Source organism: Caballeronia eucalypticola (genome assembly GCF_047608185.1).
Lineage (GTDB): Bacteria > Pseudomonadota > Gammaproteobacteria > Burkholderiales > Burkholderiaceae > Caballeronia.
Map to the genome: position 1 here is coordinate 23,962 of NZ_JBLKRU010000004.1, position 17,010 is coordinate 40,971.

The 17,010-nt window shown below is 58.7% G+C and carries 10 protein-coding genes and 1 pseudogene; 9 read left to right on the top strand and 2 right to left on the bottom strand.

Going from position 1 to position 17,010, the window contains the following annotated elements; all coding sequences use genetic code 11:
- Positions 1–599: 599 nt before the first annotated feature.
- The 3 genes from ACMX25_RS06485 to ACMX25_RS06495 all read left to right on the top strand — a co-directional run bounded on the left by ACMX25_RS06485 (position 600) and on the right by ACMX25_RS06495 (position 7,839).
- The gene (locus ACMX25_RS06485; RefSeq protein ID WP_414949051.1) at positions 600–2,795 is read left to right on the top strand and encodes an NHL repeat-containing protein; all 2,196 of its coding nucleotides are present in this window, start codon (positions 600–602) and stop codon (positions 2,793–2,795) included.
- A 1,015-nt stretch (positions 2,796–3,810) separates the two neighbouring features.
- Positions 3,811–5,304, top strand: coding sequence for an oligosaccharide flippase family protein (locus ACMX25_RS06490; RefSeq protein ID WP_414948719.1), 1,494 nt, complete (start codon positions 3,811–3,813; stop codon positions 5,302–5,304).
- Between the two features lie 15 nt (positions 5,305–5,319).
- Positions 5,320–7,839, top strand: coding sequence for a glycosyltransferase family 4 protein (locus ACMX25_RS06495; protein WP_414948721.1), 2,520 nt, complete (start codon positions 5,320–5,322; stop codon positions 7,837–7,839).
- Between the two features lie 222 nt (positions 7,840–8,061).
- Here ACMX25_RS06495 and ACMX25_RS06500 read toward each other — a convergent pair whose 3' ends face one another.
- A complete protein-coding gene (locus ACMX25_RS06500; RefSeq protein ID WP_414948723.1) occupies positions 8,062–9,231 on the bottom strand; it encodes an acyltransferase family protein in 1,170 nt (389 codons plus the stop codon).
- A 322-nt stretch (positions 9,232–9,553) separates the two neighbouring features.
- On the opposite strand from ACMX25_RS06500, the gene ACMX25_RS06505 reads away from it, so the two are divergent.
- The gene (locus ACMX25_RS06505; protein ID WP_414948725.1) at positions 9,554–9,697 is read left to right on the top strand and encodes a hypothetical protein; all 144 of its coding nucleotides are present in this window, start codon (positions 9,554–9,556) and stop codon (positions 9,695–9,697) included.
- Positions 9,698–9,990: 293 nt separating this feature from the next.
- Positions 9,991–10,911: a UTP--glucose-1-phosphate uridylyltransferase GalU gene (gene galU / locus ACMX25_RS06510; protein WP_414948726.1), complete on the top strand. Its 921-nt coding sequence runs from the start codon at positions 9,991–9,993 to the stop codon at positions 10,909–10,911.
- A 55-nt stretch (positions 10,912–10,966) separates the two neighbouring features.
- Here galU and ACMX25_RS06515 read toward each other — a convergent pair whose 3' ends face one another.
- The gene (locus ACMX25_RS06515) at positions 10,967–12,019 is read right to left on the bottom strand and encodes a GlxA family transcriptional regulator (RefSeq protein ID WP_414948727.1); all 1,053 of its coding nucleotides are present in this window, start codon (positions 12,017–12,019) and stop codon (positions 10,967–10,969) included.
- A gap of 810 nt (positions 12,020–12,829) precedes the next feature.
- Between ACMX25_RS06515 and ACMX25_RS06520 the strand changes: the two genes are divergently transcribed.
- The 4 genes and pseudogenes from ACMX25_RS06520 to ACMX25_RS06535 all read left to right on the top strand — a co-directional run bounded on the left by ACMX25_RS06520 (position 12,830) and on the right by ACMX25_RS06535 (position 16,933).
- Complete coding sequence (locus tag ACMX25_RS06520) at positions 12,830–13,831, top strand: GlxA family transcriptional regulator (RefSeq protein ID WP_414948728.1); 1,002 nt, start codon at positions 12,830–12,832, stop codon at positions 13,829–13,831.
- Positions 13,832–13,982: 151 nt separating this feature from the next.
- On the top strand, positions 13,983–15,503 hold the full coding sequence (locus ACMX25_RS06525) for a mannose-1-phosphate guanylyltransferase/mannose-6-phosphate isomerase (RefSeq protein WP_414948729.1): 1,521 nt from the start codon (positions 13,983–13,985) through the stop codon (positions 15,501–15,503).
- Positions 15,496–15,735, top strand: a pseudogene (locus tag ACMX25_RS06530) (sugar transferase); the annotation flags it as partial. The gene ACMX25_RS06525 and the pseudogene ACMX25_RS06530, both read left to right, overlap by 8 nt.
- Before the next feature lie 13 nt (positions 15,736–15,748).
- Positions 15,749–16,933: a polysaccharide biosynthesis/export family protein gene (locus ACMX25_RS06535; protein ID WP_414948730.1), complete on the top strand. Its 1,185-nt coding sequence runs from the start codon at positions 15,749–15,751 to the stop codon at positions 16,931–16,933.
- Positions 16,934–17,010: the final 77 nt, after the last annotated feature.

The following is a 17,010-nucleotide window of genomic DNA, read 5'->3' on the forward strand; positions in this document are numbered from 1 at the left end:
CAGCGCACCCGGCGTGATCTAACTAGATGGTATTTTCCGCGCTTCGCCCGACTCAGTGTGGCCAAGCGAAATCCATTGGCCGCCGTTTTCGAACGATAGCCGAACATTACGCTTTGCTTATTGTATGAAAGAACACACCCAAAAAAATGCAATAGCCGAAGCCGACGCGTTAAAAAGTATTTCTGGGTGTGTGCATGAAGAAGCTCGAAAGGCCGTGCATTTATTACTTTTCGAAACATTTTTTTGAATGAAATAAGTCAGCGAAAAAGTCATTCAGAGGCGCTGGTGGCTCGCAAACAAGGGCTCCGGGGCTCTATCGGCTATTTGTAGGCGGCATGGGTGGCGTTTAAAACTCGTTTCGAACGGTAATTGATCTCAATGTGTGGCTCATTCGCCACTAGTGATCCAACATCACACCCCATTTATTTCAGATTTTTTTGCAATATTTGAACGGTAGTCTTGGCTCACCGAGTAACGACCGTGACGCCTCTTCTGCACCATCGACCGATGGGGAGCAAAGCTGGCCGCTCTCAGACGGAGAAGACCTCTTGCATCGTTTTCCGCGCTTTTCGCTTTTTTCGTTTTTAGCATCACGTTGTCTGGTTGTAGGAACGCTCGGTCTGGCTGCAGTGGGCTCCGCGTATCCGGCGTCACCCACGGTGCTGCAGGCGCGTACATCTTGGATTGGCAACACCTTTGGTTTCGGCGACGGCACGTGGACGCAGATCAACATGACCGCGATCGCGGTTAAGGCCGATGGCCGCGTGTACACCAATGCGCCGTGGGATGAAAGCGGGGCGGAAGTCAGCGTCTACAAGGACGGCAAGGTTCTTGGCACGGCCGGTGGCACGCACGGTTGGGGCAACTATGGCGGCAACGCGATTGCGCTCAACGGACGCTATGCGTTCGTCGGGGTCAGCGTAGGCAACGAGCGCGGCAATTTGTCGAAGGCGGGGGTGTGGCCGCCCAAGGGCAAGCAGTGGTTTGGCGTGTCGCGTCGCGACATCGGCGACATGAAACGCAGCGTGGGATTCCAGGCGAACCTCGCCGCCGACAAAGACGGTCACGCGCAGCTCGCCGCCGCTTTCCTCATGATCAACGAGGTGCCGGAAGCCAAGCGCGGCGCACCGAAGACGGACGACGTGAAGCCGGACGTGGGTGGACTGGCTGCATCGGATGCGTTGTTGTACGTGGCGAACACCGCGATGAACCGTATCGAGGTGTACGACGCCGAGTCGATGCAGCAAAAGAGCAAATGGAACGCGACGCAGCCGGGGCGTCTGGCGCTCGCGAAGGACGGCACCCTATGGGCGCTGGTCAATACGCAGGGCGGTCAGGCGCGGCTCGCGCATTACAGCGCGGCGGGCGCGGCGATTGATGATGCGCCTGGGCTGGCCGCGGGCACCGATGCCGTCGATTTAACGCTCGATGCGCAGGGGCGTTTGCTGGTTGCGGACAACGGGCCGCGTCAGCAAGTGTTGATCTTCACGCGCGATGGCGGCGCCGGCAAGTATCGCGAGTCGAGTGCGCTGGGTGAGCGCGGCGGCATTTTTTCGGGTGTCGCGGGCCGTCCGGGTCCGCAGCGATTCAATGGGCTGACCGGCGTGGGGGTGGATGCCGCCGGGAACGTATATGTATCGACGAACGGGATTGGAGTGCGGCAGGGTTCGACCGGTGCGGGACTGGGCGCGACGCTTGAGAGTTACGCGCCTGATGGCCGGCAGTTGTGGCAAGTGCAGGGATTGTTGTTCGTGGATGGCGCGTGGATGGACCCATCGCGTCCGAATAGCGTCTACACCGGCAACAAGCGGTTTGAGCTGGATTTGTCGAAGCCGGTGGGACAGGAATGGAAGTACGTGGGTTTCTTGTCGGGGCGATTCAAGTATCCCGAGGATCCTAGTTTTGGCGTTGATGACTGGCCGGGGCAGCCTATTGCTCGCAAGGTCGACGGCCGCACTTTTTTGTATTTGACGGACATGTATTCGGATCATTTGAAGATTTATCGATTCGATGCAAAGCATGATGGTGAGGTGGCGATTCCTTCGGGCTATTTTGCGGGACGTGAGCGTGGTGCGCAGGGCATTCCGAATCATCCGCCGCATGGTGACTGGATCTGGCGTGACACGAATGGCAACGGCCGTTTCGAGGGGAACGAGTTCGTTGCGAATAATGGAGTACTACCTAATCCTGGTGGATGGGGGTGGTGGGTTGATACGAAGGGTGACATTTGGCATACGAGTGACACGCGGGGCATCAATCGTTTTCGATATGGTGGTGTGGACCGTGTGGGCAATCCGGTTTATGCCTATGACAACGCGCAGAACTACGCGATGCCGGCGCCGTTCAATGTGGTGAAGCGGGCGGTGTATGAGGCGGATACGGACACGATGTATTTGACTGGGTACACGGCTGACGAGCCGTTTGATCGTGGGTATTGGAAGGAAGTGGGACGACGGCTGGTTCGATACGACCATTGGTCGAAGGATCCGGTGCAGCGGTATTCGGTTGAATTGCCGTGGGATACGAAGAGCAAGCCGTTGGCTACGACGATTGGTGTGACGGTTGAGGGCAAGTATGTGTTCACGGTGGAACCGGTTGGGATGGTTCATGTGTACGAGAAGGAGTCGGGGCGTGAGGTTGGGGTGATCAAGCCGGGACCGGAAGTAGGTGGTGCATCAGGGTGGGTGGATGTGCCGAATGGTATTAGCGCGAGCCGGCAGGCGGATGGTGAGTATTTGGTGTTTGTTGAAGAAGATGCGCGAGGGAAGGTGATGATGTACCGGTGGCACGAGTAGTTGTTCGTTCGCACTTTGGGGTTTTGGGTGGGCAGGGTTTGGGGGGCGGGGGGCCAAGGTCTCGCGGTCGGGGTCAATGCCGGGTTGGTGCTTTCCAGGTCTTCGCGCGTTCAGTGTTGGATGTTTTCTTTATCACTATTAGCCACTGTGCGTGGCGGCACGTCATTTCTTGGTCCTTAGCGACAAAGAAACGAAGCAAAGAAAACGCTTTCACCGCTCTACCCTAAGTGTCCACAGCGTACAGTTTTGATTCATGGGTGCCCCAAAAGCACGGTGCTCGCAAGAGCACCGGATGTTTGAACCCCTCCTTCTCGCGAATCCTGACACGAACACGCTTCGCCCCGCGCGCTCTCGGGCAAGCACCTTTGCCAAGCAACCCGCGCGGATATACACGCATTTTTGGCTTCATCTCTTGATGCATTAGTTAAGCGATCGTGGTGACCGCCATAGGTCACGGCAACGGCAACGGCATCAGGCGTTTTGTTGCTTCATTCTTCACGGGAATTGCTTGCCTGGAGGATTGTTTTGTCGTTAGGGGCCTTACGAATTTTTGGCGCTTTGTATTTTAGTGGGTTGGCGAAGTGGTTCGTCGTGCGTAAAAATTTGGTGGATGGTTAACGCGGATAACGCGGGGTGCTCTTTGGCAGGTTCAATCACTGGTGGCGAAGCGTGTGGGTATCGGTGTTCGGAGAAGGAGGGTTTCACACATCGGTGGCTCTGGCGAGCACCGTGCTTGCGGGGAACCAATGAATGAAAACTGCACGCCGTGGACACTTAGGGTAGAGCGGTGAAAGCGTTTTCTTTGCTTCGTTTCTTTGTCGCTAAGGACCAGGAAATGACGTGCCGCCACGCACAGTGGCTAATAGTGCTAAAGAAAAATCCAACACTAAACGCGCAAAGACCTGGAAAGCAGCAACCCGGCATTGAACCCGACCGCTAACGCCAGAACCTAGCAACCCGGCAATGAACCCGACCCCCCCCGACCAACCCCAACCCCCGAAACCGAGTGCGAACGATGGAAAAATCGATGCTGAAGAACATGGCGATTAACTTCTCGGGACTGGTACTGCCTACCTTCGTCTCGTTGATCACCGTGCCCGCATACATCCATCTCGTCGGCGTCGAACGCTACGGTGTAATCAGCCTCGTCTGGACCCTCATCGGTTACTTCGGCATTCTCGATCTCGGCATGGGCATGGCTGCTCAACACCAGATCTCAAAAGCACACGCCGCCAACGACCCCGAAGCCCGCTCGCGCGTGTTCTGGAGCGCCATCTGGCTCAACCTGGGTACCGGCATCATCGGCGGAATCCTGATCTACTTCGGCGCCTTCGCCTACGCCGCCTACGTTGCACATTCATCGCCCGCCATGCAACGCGAGGTCTATCACGCGCTCCCATGGCTCGCGTTGGCCATCCCCATTGCTAACGTCTCATGGGTCTGCGCCGGCGCCATCAACGGCGTCGAACGCTTCGGTATCTACAACACGAATCAAACGATCGGCACCTTCCTGTTCCAGTTGCTGCCGCTCGCCGCCGCCTGGAAAATCGCGCCGAACCTGCAAACCGTCCTCGCCGCCGCGGTCCTCGCGCGGGTCCTCGCCGTGATCATGCTCGCACGTGCAAGCTTCAAGGTGCTTGACATCAAACGCATCGAATGGCCGCAGCTCGGCGTAGCCGGCGGCCTGTTCAAGTTCGGCGGCTGGATGCTGGTCGCGACCATCTCCAGCATGATCACCGACTCCCTTGACCGCATCCTCCTCGGAGCAAACCTGGGCGCGCGCTTCGTCACGTACTACACCGTTCCACAGAACCTCGTTACCCGCCTGAACATGCTGCCGAACTCACTCGTTCGCACCCTGTTCCCGCGCTTGTCGGCCGTCAAACGCGAACACGCCGATGCCATGGTCCAGCAGTCACTCGAATTCCTCAACGGCGTCTTCACGCCGATCGCGCTCTTCGTCATGCTCGTGCTCGCGCCGTTCCTTCATCTCTGGGTCGGACAGGAAATTGCCATCGCCAGCGCACCCGTGGGCCGGATCCTGATCATCGGCGTATGGCTCGTCGGACAGGCCAGCGTCACGCGCATCATGATCCAGTCGCAAATCAATCCCGCCACGGCGGCGCGCATCGGCGTCGTTCAACTGCCGTTCTTCGTGACGGCGCTGTGGTTCGGCATCGCGCACTTCGGTCCTATCGGAGCCGCCAGCGTGGTCGTGCTGCGCTCGCTCGCCGACTACGGCCTCCTGCTGTGGATCTCGCGTATCCATGCACGCCCCATTGCCGCCGACATGCTGATGCATCTCGCGTTCCTTATCGCAGGCCTGGGCGTGGCGTTTGTCATCGATCCAATCGAGTATCCGCTGCAATCAATCGCAGCAGCTTTTGTCATCTCAGCCCTGAATCTAGGCTGTTCCCTTCTCACGAGGCCCGCGTTGCGCTCCATGGCGCGCGGCTTCGTCCATGAGTTGAATGTGCGCCTGAAACGGCGCGTGAAATCCACGGTTTAAGGTGAGGAGAGACGCATGAGACATGATCTCGATGAAGCAGTCATCGACACGGTGCGAGCGCCGCTCGACCCGGTCGGCCTGCTGCCGCCCGCCGTGCAGGACACGCCGCCCCGGCACCGCGCGAGAATCGCGAAACGGGTGCCGCGGGTCGCGATCGTGCATGACTGGCTCGTCGCTTTCGCCGGCGCGGAGAAGGTGCTGGAACAGATCGTCATGTGCTTTCCCGACGCCGATCTTTTCAGTGTCGTCGACTTCATGGAAGAGCGGTCGTGGATGCGAGGCAAGAAGGTCACCACGTCGTTCATCCAGAAACTGCCACAGGCGAAAAAGCGCTACCGCTCGTATCTCCCGCTCATGCCGCTCGCGATCGAACAGCTCGATGTGTCCGGCTACGACCTCGTCATTTCCAGCAGTCACGCGGTGGCGAAGGGCGTGCTGACAGGTCCCGACCAGGTTCACGTGAGCTACGTGCATTCGCCCATCCGCTATGCGTGGGATTTGCAGCATCAGTACCTGCAGCAATCGAATCTCACGGCCGGCGTCAAGTCGCTGCTCGCGCGTCTGGTGCTGCACTACATGCGCAACTGGGACAACCGCACGTCGAATTCGGTGGATCATTTCATCGCGAATTCGGCGTTCATCGCGCGACGGATCAACAAGGTCTATCACCGCGATTCGCATGTGATCTTCCCGCCCGTCGACGTAGAAGCGTTCCAGCGTTGGGATGTGAAAGAAGACTTCTATCTAACGGCGTCCCGCATGGTGCCGTACAAGAAGATCGATCTGATCGTAGAAGCATTCGCGAAGATGCCGGAGCGCAAACTGGTTGTGATCGGCGATGGCCCCGACATGCGCAAGATCCGCGAGAAGGCCACGCCGAATGTCGAGATCATGGGCTATCAGCCGTTCTCCGTCCTGCAGGAAAAGATGCAGCGCGCAAAGGCATTCGTGTTCGCGGCCGAAGAGGACTTCGGCATCTCGGTCGTCGAGGCGCAAGCGTGCGGCACACCCGTGATCGCATACGGCAAGGGGGGAGCGCTTGAGACCGTGCTCGATAGTTCGCACGCGCGCCCAACGGGCCTCTTCTTCGATGAACAGACGACCGCTTCAATCATTGGCGCCGTGGACGGTTTCGAGGCCGGTGCGGTGAAGATCAATCCCGCTGATTGCCGCGCAAACGCCGAGCGTTTTTCGATCAGGCATTTCCGCGATAATCTTCGCGCCTATGTGCAAAGCGTTGCACCTCAGTTCACACTCGCACCGCCTGCCATGCCCCCGCTGCCAATAGAGGCAATAGCGGATCCGGTAGCGAAGGCCGCCGCTGTGCAACTGGTTCAGGATCATCAGGAGGCCGATGCTATGCGCGTTCTTGCCGTCGATCAAAGCGGTGTTCTTGGCGGCGCGGAATTATCGCTGCTCGAAGTGATGAAGAACATGCGCGGTACCAACGAGACGTTGTTGTTCGATGACGGCCCGTTTCGCATTGCACTCGAAGCGGTCGGTGTGAAAGTCGATGTGCTCGATGGCGCCGCGCTCGGCGGCTTGAGCAAAGACGGCGGCATGAACCGGCCGAAGGCGGGCATGATCGGCGGCGTGCTGAGCCTCGTGCGCGGCACGCTGGCAAAGTCGCGCAACGCGGATGTGATCTACGTGAACACACAGCGCGCGATGGTCGTCGGCGCTATTGCCGGGTTGATCTCGCGGCGGCCGGTCGTGTGGCATCTGCGCGATATTGTCAGCCCGGAGCATTTCGGCAAGACGCAGCTCACGATCATCAAGTGGTGCACGAAGCTCATGCTGGAACGCGTGATCGCGAACTCGACGGCATCGGCCATTGCGCTCACTGCGTTGACGCGCATGAAAGAGGAACGGCTGGATGTGGTGTTCAACGGCATTTCCGCCGAGCCGTTCACCGCGCTGGAATCTGTCGAGCAGCACGCGTTGCGGGCGCGCTTTGGTTTGCCGAAGGACGCGTTTCTCGTAGGATCGTTCAGCCGGCTCGCACGCTGGAAAGGGCAGCACATCCTGCTTGAAGCGCTGCAGGAGGCTCCCGGGATGCATGCCGTGCTGGTCGGGGCGGCGCTCTTCGGCGAGGACGCGTACGAGGCGGAATTGCGTGCCTACGTGATCGAACAGGGTCTTGAGGACCGCGTGCATTTCCTTGGGTTCCAGCACGATATTGCGGCGTGCATGAGAGCCGTCGATATCGTCGCGCACACGTCCATCAGTCCGGAACCGTTCGGCCGCGTGATTATTGAAGGCATGCTGGCGAAGCGGCCGATCGTGGCTGCACGGGCGGGCGGCGTGACGGACATCGTGGAAGATCGCGAGAACGGCATTCTCTGCACGCCCGGCGATGTCCGCGCGCTGGCCGAAGCGCTCAGCGAACTATCGACGGATACCGGGTTGCGCGACCGGCTGGTCGAGCAGGGTTATGCGAACGCGATTAACCGCTTCGGGACTGAACGGTATGTGGAAAGCGTTCAAAAGATCCTCTCCGATGTCGCCAAAAAGTCGCGGCCAAAGCAGCGGTAACTTCAGGATCTGACCGCGGACGTAGTGGGGGCATTCACGGGTGCCATGCTTGCAGGTTTGGGCAATCACGTACGAACGAAACAACGCTCATTCCCGTACTATCGGCGTGGCCTACACGACCCCGTTCTAACTGCCTAAAGAGTTCACAAGGGGCGGCATTGGCCGGGCACAGGCCGCGTCGATGCCATCCCTGCGCCGCGCCCGTTGATCTCCTCGAACCCGTCACGCCTTCCGCCGTTTGAGACTCGCGGACCAGTTCATCGCGGGACGCTCGACCAGCAGGTAGAACACATAACCCACCGCAATTGGCACGAGCATGAAAGCGAACGACGCCCAGATGGTCGTTTGCAGCGCCGAGTGAAACAGCACCGATCCGAGCAGGATAAAGATCGGAATATGCACGACATACAGTGAGAAGCTGAACTCGCCGAGCCACGAGAAACCCCTTACCGGCAACGAATTGCGCATGGGTTTATTGAGTGCCTGGAACAGATACAGCGCGAACGCCAGCGCCCAGAACTGGAACGCGAGGTATTGCCCGAACTTGAACGCGCCGCAGCCAATCACGGCCACCACCACCGCCGCGATCTTCAGCTTCATCGACCCTGTCGGCCGCTTGAGTGCATCGGGCGAGGCCTTCGCTTCGGCAATCCATGCACCGAGCGTCCACGAGAACCAGTACGACGCAAACAGCACGATCTCATGCCGCTCGAACACCAGTGCGGAGATCACATTGACGATACCAACGCCAACCAGCACCGCTTTCATCCCGATGCGCCGGCGCGAGGCAATCAGCAACGGATACACGAGATAGAACTGCACTTCGAGCGAGAGCGTCCACAACGCTCCGTTCGACCCGAAAGTACTGCCGGCTACACCCTGCAGCGAAAGCAGGTTGACGATGAACAGATGCAGGTCCGCCGTGCCAATCTTGGGGCTCACCGGCGTGAAGCCGAGGCTGAACGTGTCCAGCACGTAGGTCAGCACCAGAGCGGCCAGCAGCACCGGATAAATACGCGCGAAACGGCGCATCAGGAAATTGCCGGTATCGAAGGGCGCCGCGGGATTGGCAAGCAGCTTGCGCGCCGTTCCGCGATGAATACAGTACCCGCTGATCACGAAAAAAATCGGCACGCCGGCCGAGCCCCAGGCAATGGGGAAGGTCAGATAGCTGAAAACGGTGTTGAGATCGAACCTGGCCCCGGTTTTGTGGAATTGCTGTATGCCGATCCAGGTGATCTGGCGGCAATGGAAATAAGCCACCAGCAATGCCGCGAAACCGCGCCACGCGTTGATGGCGACATCGCGGTCGTCAATGCTGACAGCGGCGGCGCGTTCGAGCGGTACCTGCAGAGAGGAACGCGCGGGATCGAGCAGGGACGAATCGCTCATTTAAAAACCTCGTGTCCAAGTTGGAATCAGGGCCGGGGAGTTTCGAACGTTTCGAATGTTGACCGGCCTTACGGCGCCTTATCTAGTTTGCTTGGGCACCCGGCCGAGGCAACTCAACCCGGCCATTCAAGCGGCGCACTTTGCTGATGTCATATTAGTCCGGCAAATAATGGAAAAATATGCGTGGCAAACAGCCCATCGTCCTGATGACGAGCAAAAACTTCGTAACGGTCTGTTCAAAAGGTAACGAATTTATTCGGCAATTATTTGTCGTTTTTTTTCTGCTAACTTCATTTCAAACCATTAAAGAAAGGGGTACATCATGGACATGCACGCATTTGCTGGTATTGCTGTTTTGTTGATCCTCGCCGCGGTCTCTGCCTATCGGGACGCGCTACGTAACGATCCGATGTCGAAACTGAACGCGTCAGGCATCCGCTTTCCGCATACGGATGATCAGGAATAAGTCAGTAACAAGTATTTTAGAACGGTCGTGCTGCGACGCAGCGGAAGGTTGATTATTTTTTTTCTTGCATCCGGCTGACGCCAGACGGCGAAAGGGTCAGGATATCCGGTTCCTCGACGCGCGGTGCAGCAATTTATTTATGTTTTCAAAAGCGGCTTCCGGTAAGCCGGATGTCGTTATTGAAAGCGCTGGGTAAATGTAAATTCGATGGGTCGGATATTGCATGACCGCGAGCATGAACGCATGGTGAACGAGCGTTCGTGTATTCATTGAAAGTATTTTAGGGAAGCGCGATGCTGAAAGTCACCAAAGCCGTATTTCCAGTGGCGGGACTCGGCACCCGTTTCCTCCCGGCGACAAAAGCGAGTCCGAAGGAAATGCTGCCTATCGTCGATAAACCGCTGATCCAGTATGCGGTGGAAGAGGCAATAGCAGCGGGAATCACGGAAATGATATTCGTGACGGGCCGCAGCAAGCGAGCGATTGAAGATCACTTCGACAAATCCTACGAGATCGAGGCAGAACTCGAAGCGCGCGGCAAGGAACAGCTGCTCGAACTCGTGCGTAACATCAAGCCCGCCAACGTCGACTGTTTTTACGTGCGTCAACCGACTGCGCTCGGACTCGGACATGCAGTGTTATGCGCTGAAAAACTGATTGGCGAGAATCCGTTCGCCGTGATCCTGGCCGACGACCTGCTTCACAGCAAGGAGCCGGTCATGAAGCAACTAGTCGATGTGTTCAATCACTACCATAGCTCCGTCATCGGCGTAGAGCGGATCAGCCGTATCGACAGCGCGTCGTATGGCGTGATCGAAGGGCGCGAGTGGGAAGAGGACATCATCAAGCTGTCGGGCATCGTGGAGAAGCCGCAGCCGGCGTTGGCGCCATCGAATCTGGGTGTGGTGGGGCGCTATGTGTTCATGCCGGGCATCTTCACGCATCTGCGCAATACGCAGGCGGGCAGCGGCGGCGAGATTCAATTGACCGATGCAATCGCGTCGCTGCTGGCGGTCGAGCAAGTGCTGGCGTACCGGTATTACGGCACCCGCTACGATTGCGGCAGCAAGCTCGGCTATCTGAAGGCGACGGTGCAACTCGCGTTGCAGCATCCAGAGGTGGGTGAGGGGTTCGAGGCGTATCTGCGTGAGTGCATGCTTGCGCTGCTTCCGGAGCCCATCGCGGAACAGCCCGAACTGATAGAGCCCATCTAGCGCGATCGGGCGCCCGCCAGACTAGAATTCCACCCAGCAATCCCCGCCGATGACGTTACTGTTCGGCGGCTTTCCTGCGCCCGGCCAGGCGATATTCGGACGGCGAAATGGAGAGCCGCTTGCGGAATATCTTGGCCAATCCATCGCCGCTGCCGGCGCCGCATCGGCGGGCAATCTTGTCGACGGGAAGATCGGTTGCCGCGAGCAGCATGCAGCTCGCATCCAGCCGTGCGCGCAACAGGTATTCCGACGGTGTCACGCCGATGTGCGCCTTGAAACAGCGCAAGAAATTTCGTTCGCTCATATTGGCGACATTTGCGGCATCCGCGACTGAAATCCGTCGGACGTAGTTCTCGCGCATCCAGCGAGCGGCCGCGTTGATCTTTTGACGTACGCCGCCAGCGTCGGTGTCCTCGAGCACCGTCGAGAGCTTCGGCCATGCGCCTGGAACAATACGCTCCGATACCTCTCGCGCCACTGCCGGCCCGTAATCACTCTGGATGATCGAAAGCGCGGCCGTGATCGGACCCTTGGGATCGTTGAGCGGGAGCGTTTGTCCCGCGGAAAAGACCGGACTCGCCAGCGCCGAAGCGACGGTCGCATCCTCGAAGTCAGTCGCGCGATTGTTGGGTGAAAGATTAGCGGCTGCCAGAATCTGCGACCCTTCGCCAATGGCCTTCACGAACGAAAGGTTCGACGCGACACGGGACAAACGTTTCAGCAACTGCTGATCGACCTTGGCGTGTTGCGCGCCTTCGCCGCCCGCGATGAACAGTGCATCGCAATCACTCATCGATTTCGTATCGAGACTCTCGGTCCAGATGCGCATGGAGCAGCTGCTCGCGACGCTGCCGCCATCACTCGATAACAACAGCAGCGTATAGTTGAGCTTGCCATGGTCGTTATCCGCCGGTGGCTCAACTTCATTCGCGAGCGCAAACACCTCGGAGATGGAACTCACGTCGATGAGGGCAAAATCTTCGAAGATCAGGACACCGATGCGCTTGGGTGTCGATCTCGTCTCCGATGCTCTATCGAATTCCCCTGTCAGGTTAGCGTCGGCCGGACCCGCGACGTGCAGCCGGCCCGCATTGTTTGGGTGTTCCATCGACTCTTCTCCGTTATCTATTGCGCGCGGCGGCAATCCATGTCGCATGCGTCGCACTATACGCGGCGGGGGTAAGGAGAAAATGCGCCCGGCTGAAAAGCGCGAGATGTTGGCAGATGTTTTCGGTATCCCGCTATTACGCTGGCGGAAAAGCGCGAGAAAGAGGGTGTTGAATGGTGCGGGCTTTTTTATATGTCAGGACGTGGGTGAACCGGCGTAAAAGATAAAAGCCAAGTCCGGTACATTTAATTCGATAAAATCGTTTAGACGATTATCGAAAATATGTATGTGCGTTCGCCAACATTGCTCGAGAATTTTATTAATTCGCGCAACTGGGCGACATCGGCTTCTTGCATTCGTTATTTTAAACGTGCCGCGTTTCAGAGATGAAACATTTCCGCTCCGATGCGCCGTTTCTGTCCGGCCAACAACCAGTGAATTTCTGAGGAGCCTTGTCGCACGGGCCTGAGAGCCGGTTTTTCCGGGTCTCCAACGACCCTCAACACCTCCGTCAACCACGTTCCATAACCGCTCTCTATTCGCACTGACAGCTCTCTTAGTGAACCATTTCAATCTAAAGGATCGTGAATCCATAACCGCCACGGGCGTGCTGGCCAGTAATCTTCGTTTGAATGATGGGAAGGACACGCATCGAGTGGATTTGAAATAGCGACCTCAAGATTTTTCCGGCAATATCCTCGCTACATTCCGTCACGACAGCCTAAACGCTTATAAGGATGTCCACGATGCACCGCAATCAGGATTCGTGTCCGGCCGTGATGGGTTCGCTAAAACTTGCTGGGAAACGCCATGCCATACGCTAATGTAGAACACGCTGTCGTGGGGAGGCCGCAGCCTGTGACTACGAGCTTTAATGCTCAGGTACATCGGATAGCAATTATCTTGTTCGACGGCTTTTCGCTGCTCAGCGCGGGCTTCGTGGCAGAGGTCTTTCATATAGCCAATGAACTGGCGGTATCGAAGGCGAGAAATGACTGGACCTACGACGTGCGGTTTCTTTCCGCGGACGGGGGCAACGTAGCCTGCTCGTCCTCGGTGAGCGTCTGGACCGACGGGCTCGACGCGCGCCACTACGGCGGCTTTGACGCGCTGTTCGTGGCCGGAGGCAAGGGCGCCGAGAGCGCCGCGCGCGACGAGCGGATCGTGGAGTGGCTAAAGCGCGTGCGTTCCAATACGACTTCGGTCATGTCGATTGCCGAGGGGCGGAAAGTGCTGGACGCAGCCGGTATCGGCCATGCCCGGGTATCGCAGATGAAAATCGGCCCGCCGATGATGAGCCCGATGCGCCAGGAGCTTTGGAGCGAATCCAGCGATGGCTATGAGTCGATGAAGGGCGCGCTTCTGCTGATCAAGCGTGATCTTGGCGTCGAGATCGCTCGCGGTGTCGCGGAGCGCTTGATGCCGGGCTGGACCACGAAGCTCGCGCCGCTGTTAAGCGACAACGGCACGGCGTCTGCCGGTGACAAGATCCGCACGGCGGCTCGCTGGCTGCAGGACAACTGCGAACGGCCGATCTCAGTAGTGAACGCAGCCCAAGCGGCTGCCATGAGTGAGCGCAACTTCCTGCGGTGTTTCAAGCTTGAGACGGGTACCACGCCGTCGGATTACCTGTTGCAGGCGCGCCTTGCTGTCGCTTGCACCCTGCTCACCGATTCCGAATTGCCAGTGGACAAAATCGCTCGCCGCAGCGGCATGGGCAACGGCGACCGGCTGGCCAAGATTTTCCGCCGGCGGCTCTTGATTTCACCGACCGAATACCGGATGCAAAGCCGTGGCGACACCGCCGGCTGACCCAAGTGATCCAGGCGGACATTGATTGCCTCAGTGATCGCCCTAGTCACGGTATAGCGAACGAACATGCGAATTGAAGAGCCCACGCTCGACAATTGACACCAACATCAGCGCCCGGCATCCGGGCCAACCAGAACATAGGATAACTAAGATGGATACCAACGTAACGCAACGCCTAGGCGACGTAACCGGCGTGTCGAGTCCCTCCGCAATCGCCGCGACTTGCCGGCGCCTGGTCCAGGTTATCCTCGCGGGCGGTTCGGGCACGCGGCTCTGGCCCATGTCGCGCGAACAGTTCCCGAAGCAGCTCATCGGCGTGATGGGTCCCCAGTCGTTGCTGCAATCCACCGTGTTGCGCATGAAGGGTTTTCCACAAGGGTGGGACGTAGTGGCGGAGTCGGTCATCGTATGCGGCGAGGAGCATCGCGTTGCAACGGACGAGCAAGTTCGCGAAACCGGCGTGACAGCGCGTATCGTGGTCGAACCGGTACGTCGCGACACAGCGCCGGCGCTGACGCTTGCAGCATTGACCGCATGCGCTGACGGCCAGGACGCCATCCTGGTCGCCATGCCGGCGGATCATGCCATCGCGGATCTCGCGGCGCTGCACCATTCAATTGTCATCGCAGCGCGTCATGCGCAAGGCGGCCAGATCGCCACGCTCGGTATCCCGCCCACGCGTCCCGATACCGGCTTTGGCTATATCTGTCTCGGCGAGCCGCTTGCTGACGGCGCGCACGGTATCGACCGGTTCGTCGAAAAGCCGGTCGCCGAGGTCGCGGCGCAATACGTCGTATCGGGTAACTACTGGTGGAACAGCGGCATCTTCGTCGTGCGCGCGTCGGTCTGGCTTGCCGTGCTCGAACGACTTCAGCCAAATATGTACGCGGCATGTGTCGCGTCGCACGAACACGGTGATTTGTCTGGGGGATACTTGCGCCCAGATGCAGTGCAGTTCAGCCAGTCGCCATCGAACTCCATCGACTACGCTGTGATGGAACATCTCGGGGCTGCCGATTCGCCCTTTAAAGGTGTCGTCGTTCCGCTGGAAGCCGGCTGGTCGGATCTCGGTTCGTGGGACGCGGTGTGGGACGCACAGGACAAGGACGAATCAGGCAACGTGGCAAGTGGGCGAGTTGTATTCGAAGGCGCAACCGCTACCTACGCGCGCTCGGAAGGTGGACGGCTGGTTGCCTGTGTTGGCACGGAGAACCTGATCGTGGTGGAGACCGACGACGCCGTGCTTGTGTGCGACCGCTCGCGGGTCCAGGACATCAAGGGCCTCGTTGCGCGCATCAAGCAAGAGAAGGCGCCGGAAGCGGATTGCCACAGAAAGGTTCGGCGTCCGTGGGGTTTTTACGACTCGATCGATCACGGCGAGCGTTTCCAGGTGAAGCGTATCGTGGTGAATCCGGGCGGCCGGCTCTCGCTGCAAATGCATCACCACCGGGCTGAGCACTGGATTGTCGTGTCCGGTACGGCGCGAGTCACGCGCGGTGAAGAAGAGTTTCTGCTGAGCGAAAACGAATCGACTTATATCCCGCTCGGCATGCTGCATCGATTGGAAAATCCGGGCTGCGTACCGCTCGAGATCATTGAAGTGCAGTCCGGCAGTTACCTTGGCGAGGACGACATCGTTCGTTTCGACGACAAGTACGGCCGCTGCGGTTGAGCACTGCCGGAAGGTCCTGGCAGGTTACATCCACCGCTGTCGCATCAAAACAGGCATGACGGCTAGGCCCCGGCCAACGGCTCTTGGGGCAAGACTGATCCGATCAAAAATGGAGGGGACGCGTTGCGCACGATCTGTAGTACTCAGGAACTGGTCTTTCGGACTTGATATGAAAATCATCTTCGCAACGATCCTTAAAGGCTTACGCCACATTAATGCTTACCGAAAGTAAGAGGACGACCATCATGAACAGCGAAAAACAATCCGGCGTTTTCACGCCGAACAAGAACAGCCATGGCGTACCGGCAACGCGGGTGGCCCTATCCCTTTTGCTCGCCGCCATGCTTTCCGCATGTGCCTGGGCACCTGGCCAGCATATGGCGATGCCGCCTACGCTGCCGGTCACCACCGCGGATAACGGCGACGTGACCAGCGACGTGCCGGTGACGGTCAAGCAGATTGACCTGACGCTGATCCGTCAGATCCGTACCGCTCAGACGGGCAGCGCGCAGGCGACGACCAATCTCAACCTGTTCGCCAAGCCGACCGGCTACAAGGTCGGACCGGGCGACGTCCTGCAAATCACAGTCTGGGATCACCCTGAACTTGCCGCAGCACTGGGCCAGACGGGTGTTCAGAACACGCGGCCCGCCGATGCGGCGCCGGGTTTTGTCGTTGGCGGCGAGGGCGACATTCAGTTTCCCTATGTCAACAGGCCGATCCACGCGTCCGGCAAGACGCCTGAACAGATCCAGCGCGAGATCTACACGGAGCTGAGCAAGGTATTCGTGAAGCCGCAGGTGACTGTTCGCGTGGAGTCGTATCGTGCGTCGCAAGTGTATATCGACGGCGATGTGCGCACCCCGGGAGCGCAGGCGATCAATGACATTCCGATGACGCTCACCGAGGCCGTCGGCCGGGCTGGCGGCTTCATGCCGACAGCCGACCAGGGCCGCGTTACGATCACCCGCAACGGCACGAGCTACCCGGTGAATATTGCGCAGATGCTGAAGACCGGCAAGAATCCTTCTGAGATCATCCTGCAGCCGGGCGACATGCTGCACGTGAACGCACGCGACGAAAACACGGTTTACGTGATGGGCGAAGTGGTCAAGCCCACGGCCGTGTCGCCGCAGAAGGATGGCACGCTCTCGCTCGCCGAAGCGATCTCGCAAGCGGGCAGCCTGAGTCAGACCACATCGGACGCCAGGCAGCTCTTCGTGATCCGCCAGATTCCCGGCGACGAACCGGTGGTCTACCACCTCGACGTAAAGTCACCTGTGTCGATGATCCTTGCGAACCAGTTTCCGCTTGAGCCGAAGGACGTTGTTTATGTGGACAACAGCGGACTTGTGCGGGCTAGCCGCGTGCTTGACTTGTTGTTGCCGGCCATCAACGCTGGCTTGACCACGGCAGTTCTCACCAAGTAAACCTGTTAGTCAGGTCCGGCGCGCAACCTGCGCCGGACGCGATTGTTGGCGATTGTTCGTTTGAGTGAGCGATAAAA

Bases quoted from the DNA above. Each gene is read 5' to 3' on its own strand.
- ACMX25_RS06490 (WP_414948719.1), top strand. From the start codon at position 3,811: ATGGAAAAATCGATGCTGAAGAACATGGCGATTAACTTCTCGGGACTG.
- ACMX25_RS06495 (WP_414948721.1), top strand. From the start codon at position 5,320: ATGAGACATGATCTCGATGAAGCAGTCATCGACACGGTGCGAGCGCCG.
- ACMX25_RS06500 (WP_414948723.1), bottom strand. From the start codon at position 9,231: ATGAGCGATTCGTCCCTGCTCGATCCCGCGCGTTCCTCTCTGCAGGTA.
- ACMX25_RS06505 (WP_414948725.1), top strand. From the start codon at position 9,554: ATGGACATGCACGCATTTGCTGGTATTGCTGTTTTGTTGATCCTCGCC.
- galU (WP_414948726.1), top strand. From the start codon at position 9,991: ATGCTGAAAGTCACCAAAGCCGTATTTCCAGTGGCGGGACTCGGCACC.
- ACMX25_RS06515 (WP_414948727.1), bottom strand. From the start codon at position 12,019: ATGGAACACCCAAACAATGCGGGCCGGCTGCACGTCGCGGGTCCGGCC.
- ACMX25_RS06520 (WP_414948728.1), top strand. From the start codon at position 12,830: ATGCCATACGCTAATGTAGAACACGCTGTCGTGGGGAGGCCGCAGCCT.
- ACMX25_RS06525 (WP_414948729.1), top strand. From the start codon at position 13,983: ATGGATACCAACGTAACGCAACGCCTAGGCGACGTAACCGGCGTGTCG.
- ACMX25_RS06535 (WP_414948730.1), top strand. From the start codon at position 15,749: ATGAACAGCGAAAAACAATCCGGCGTTTTCACGCCGAACAAGAACAGC.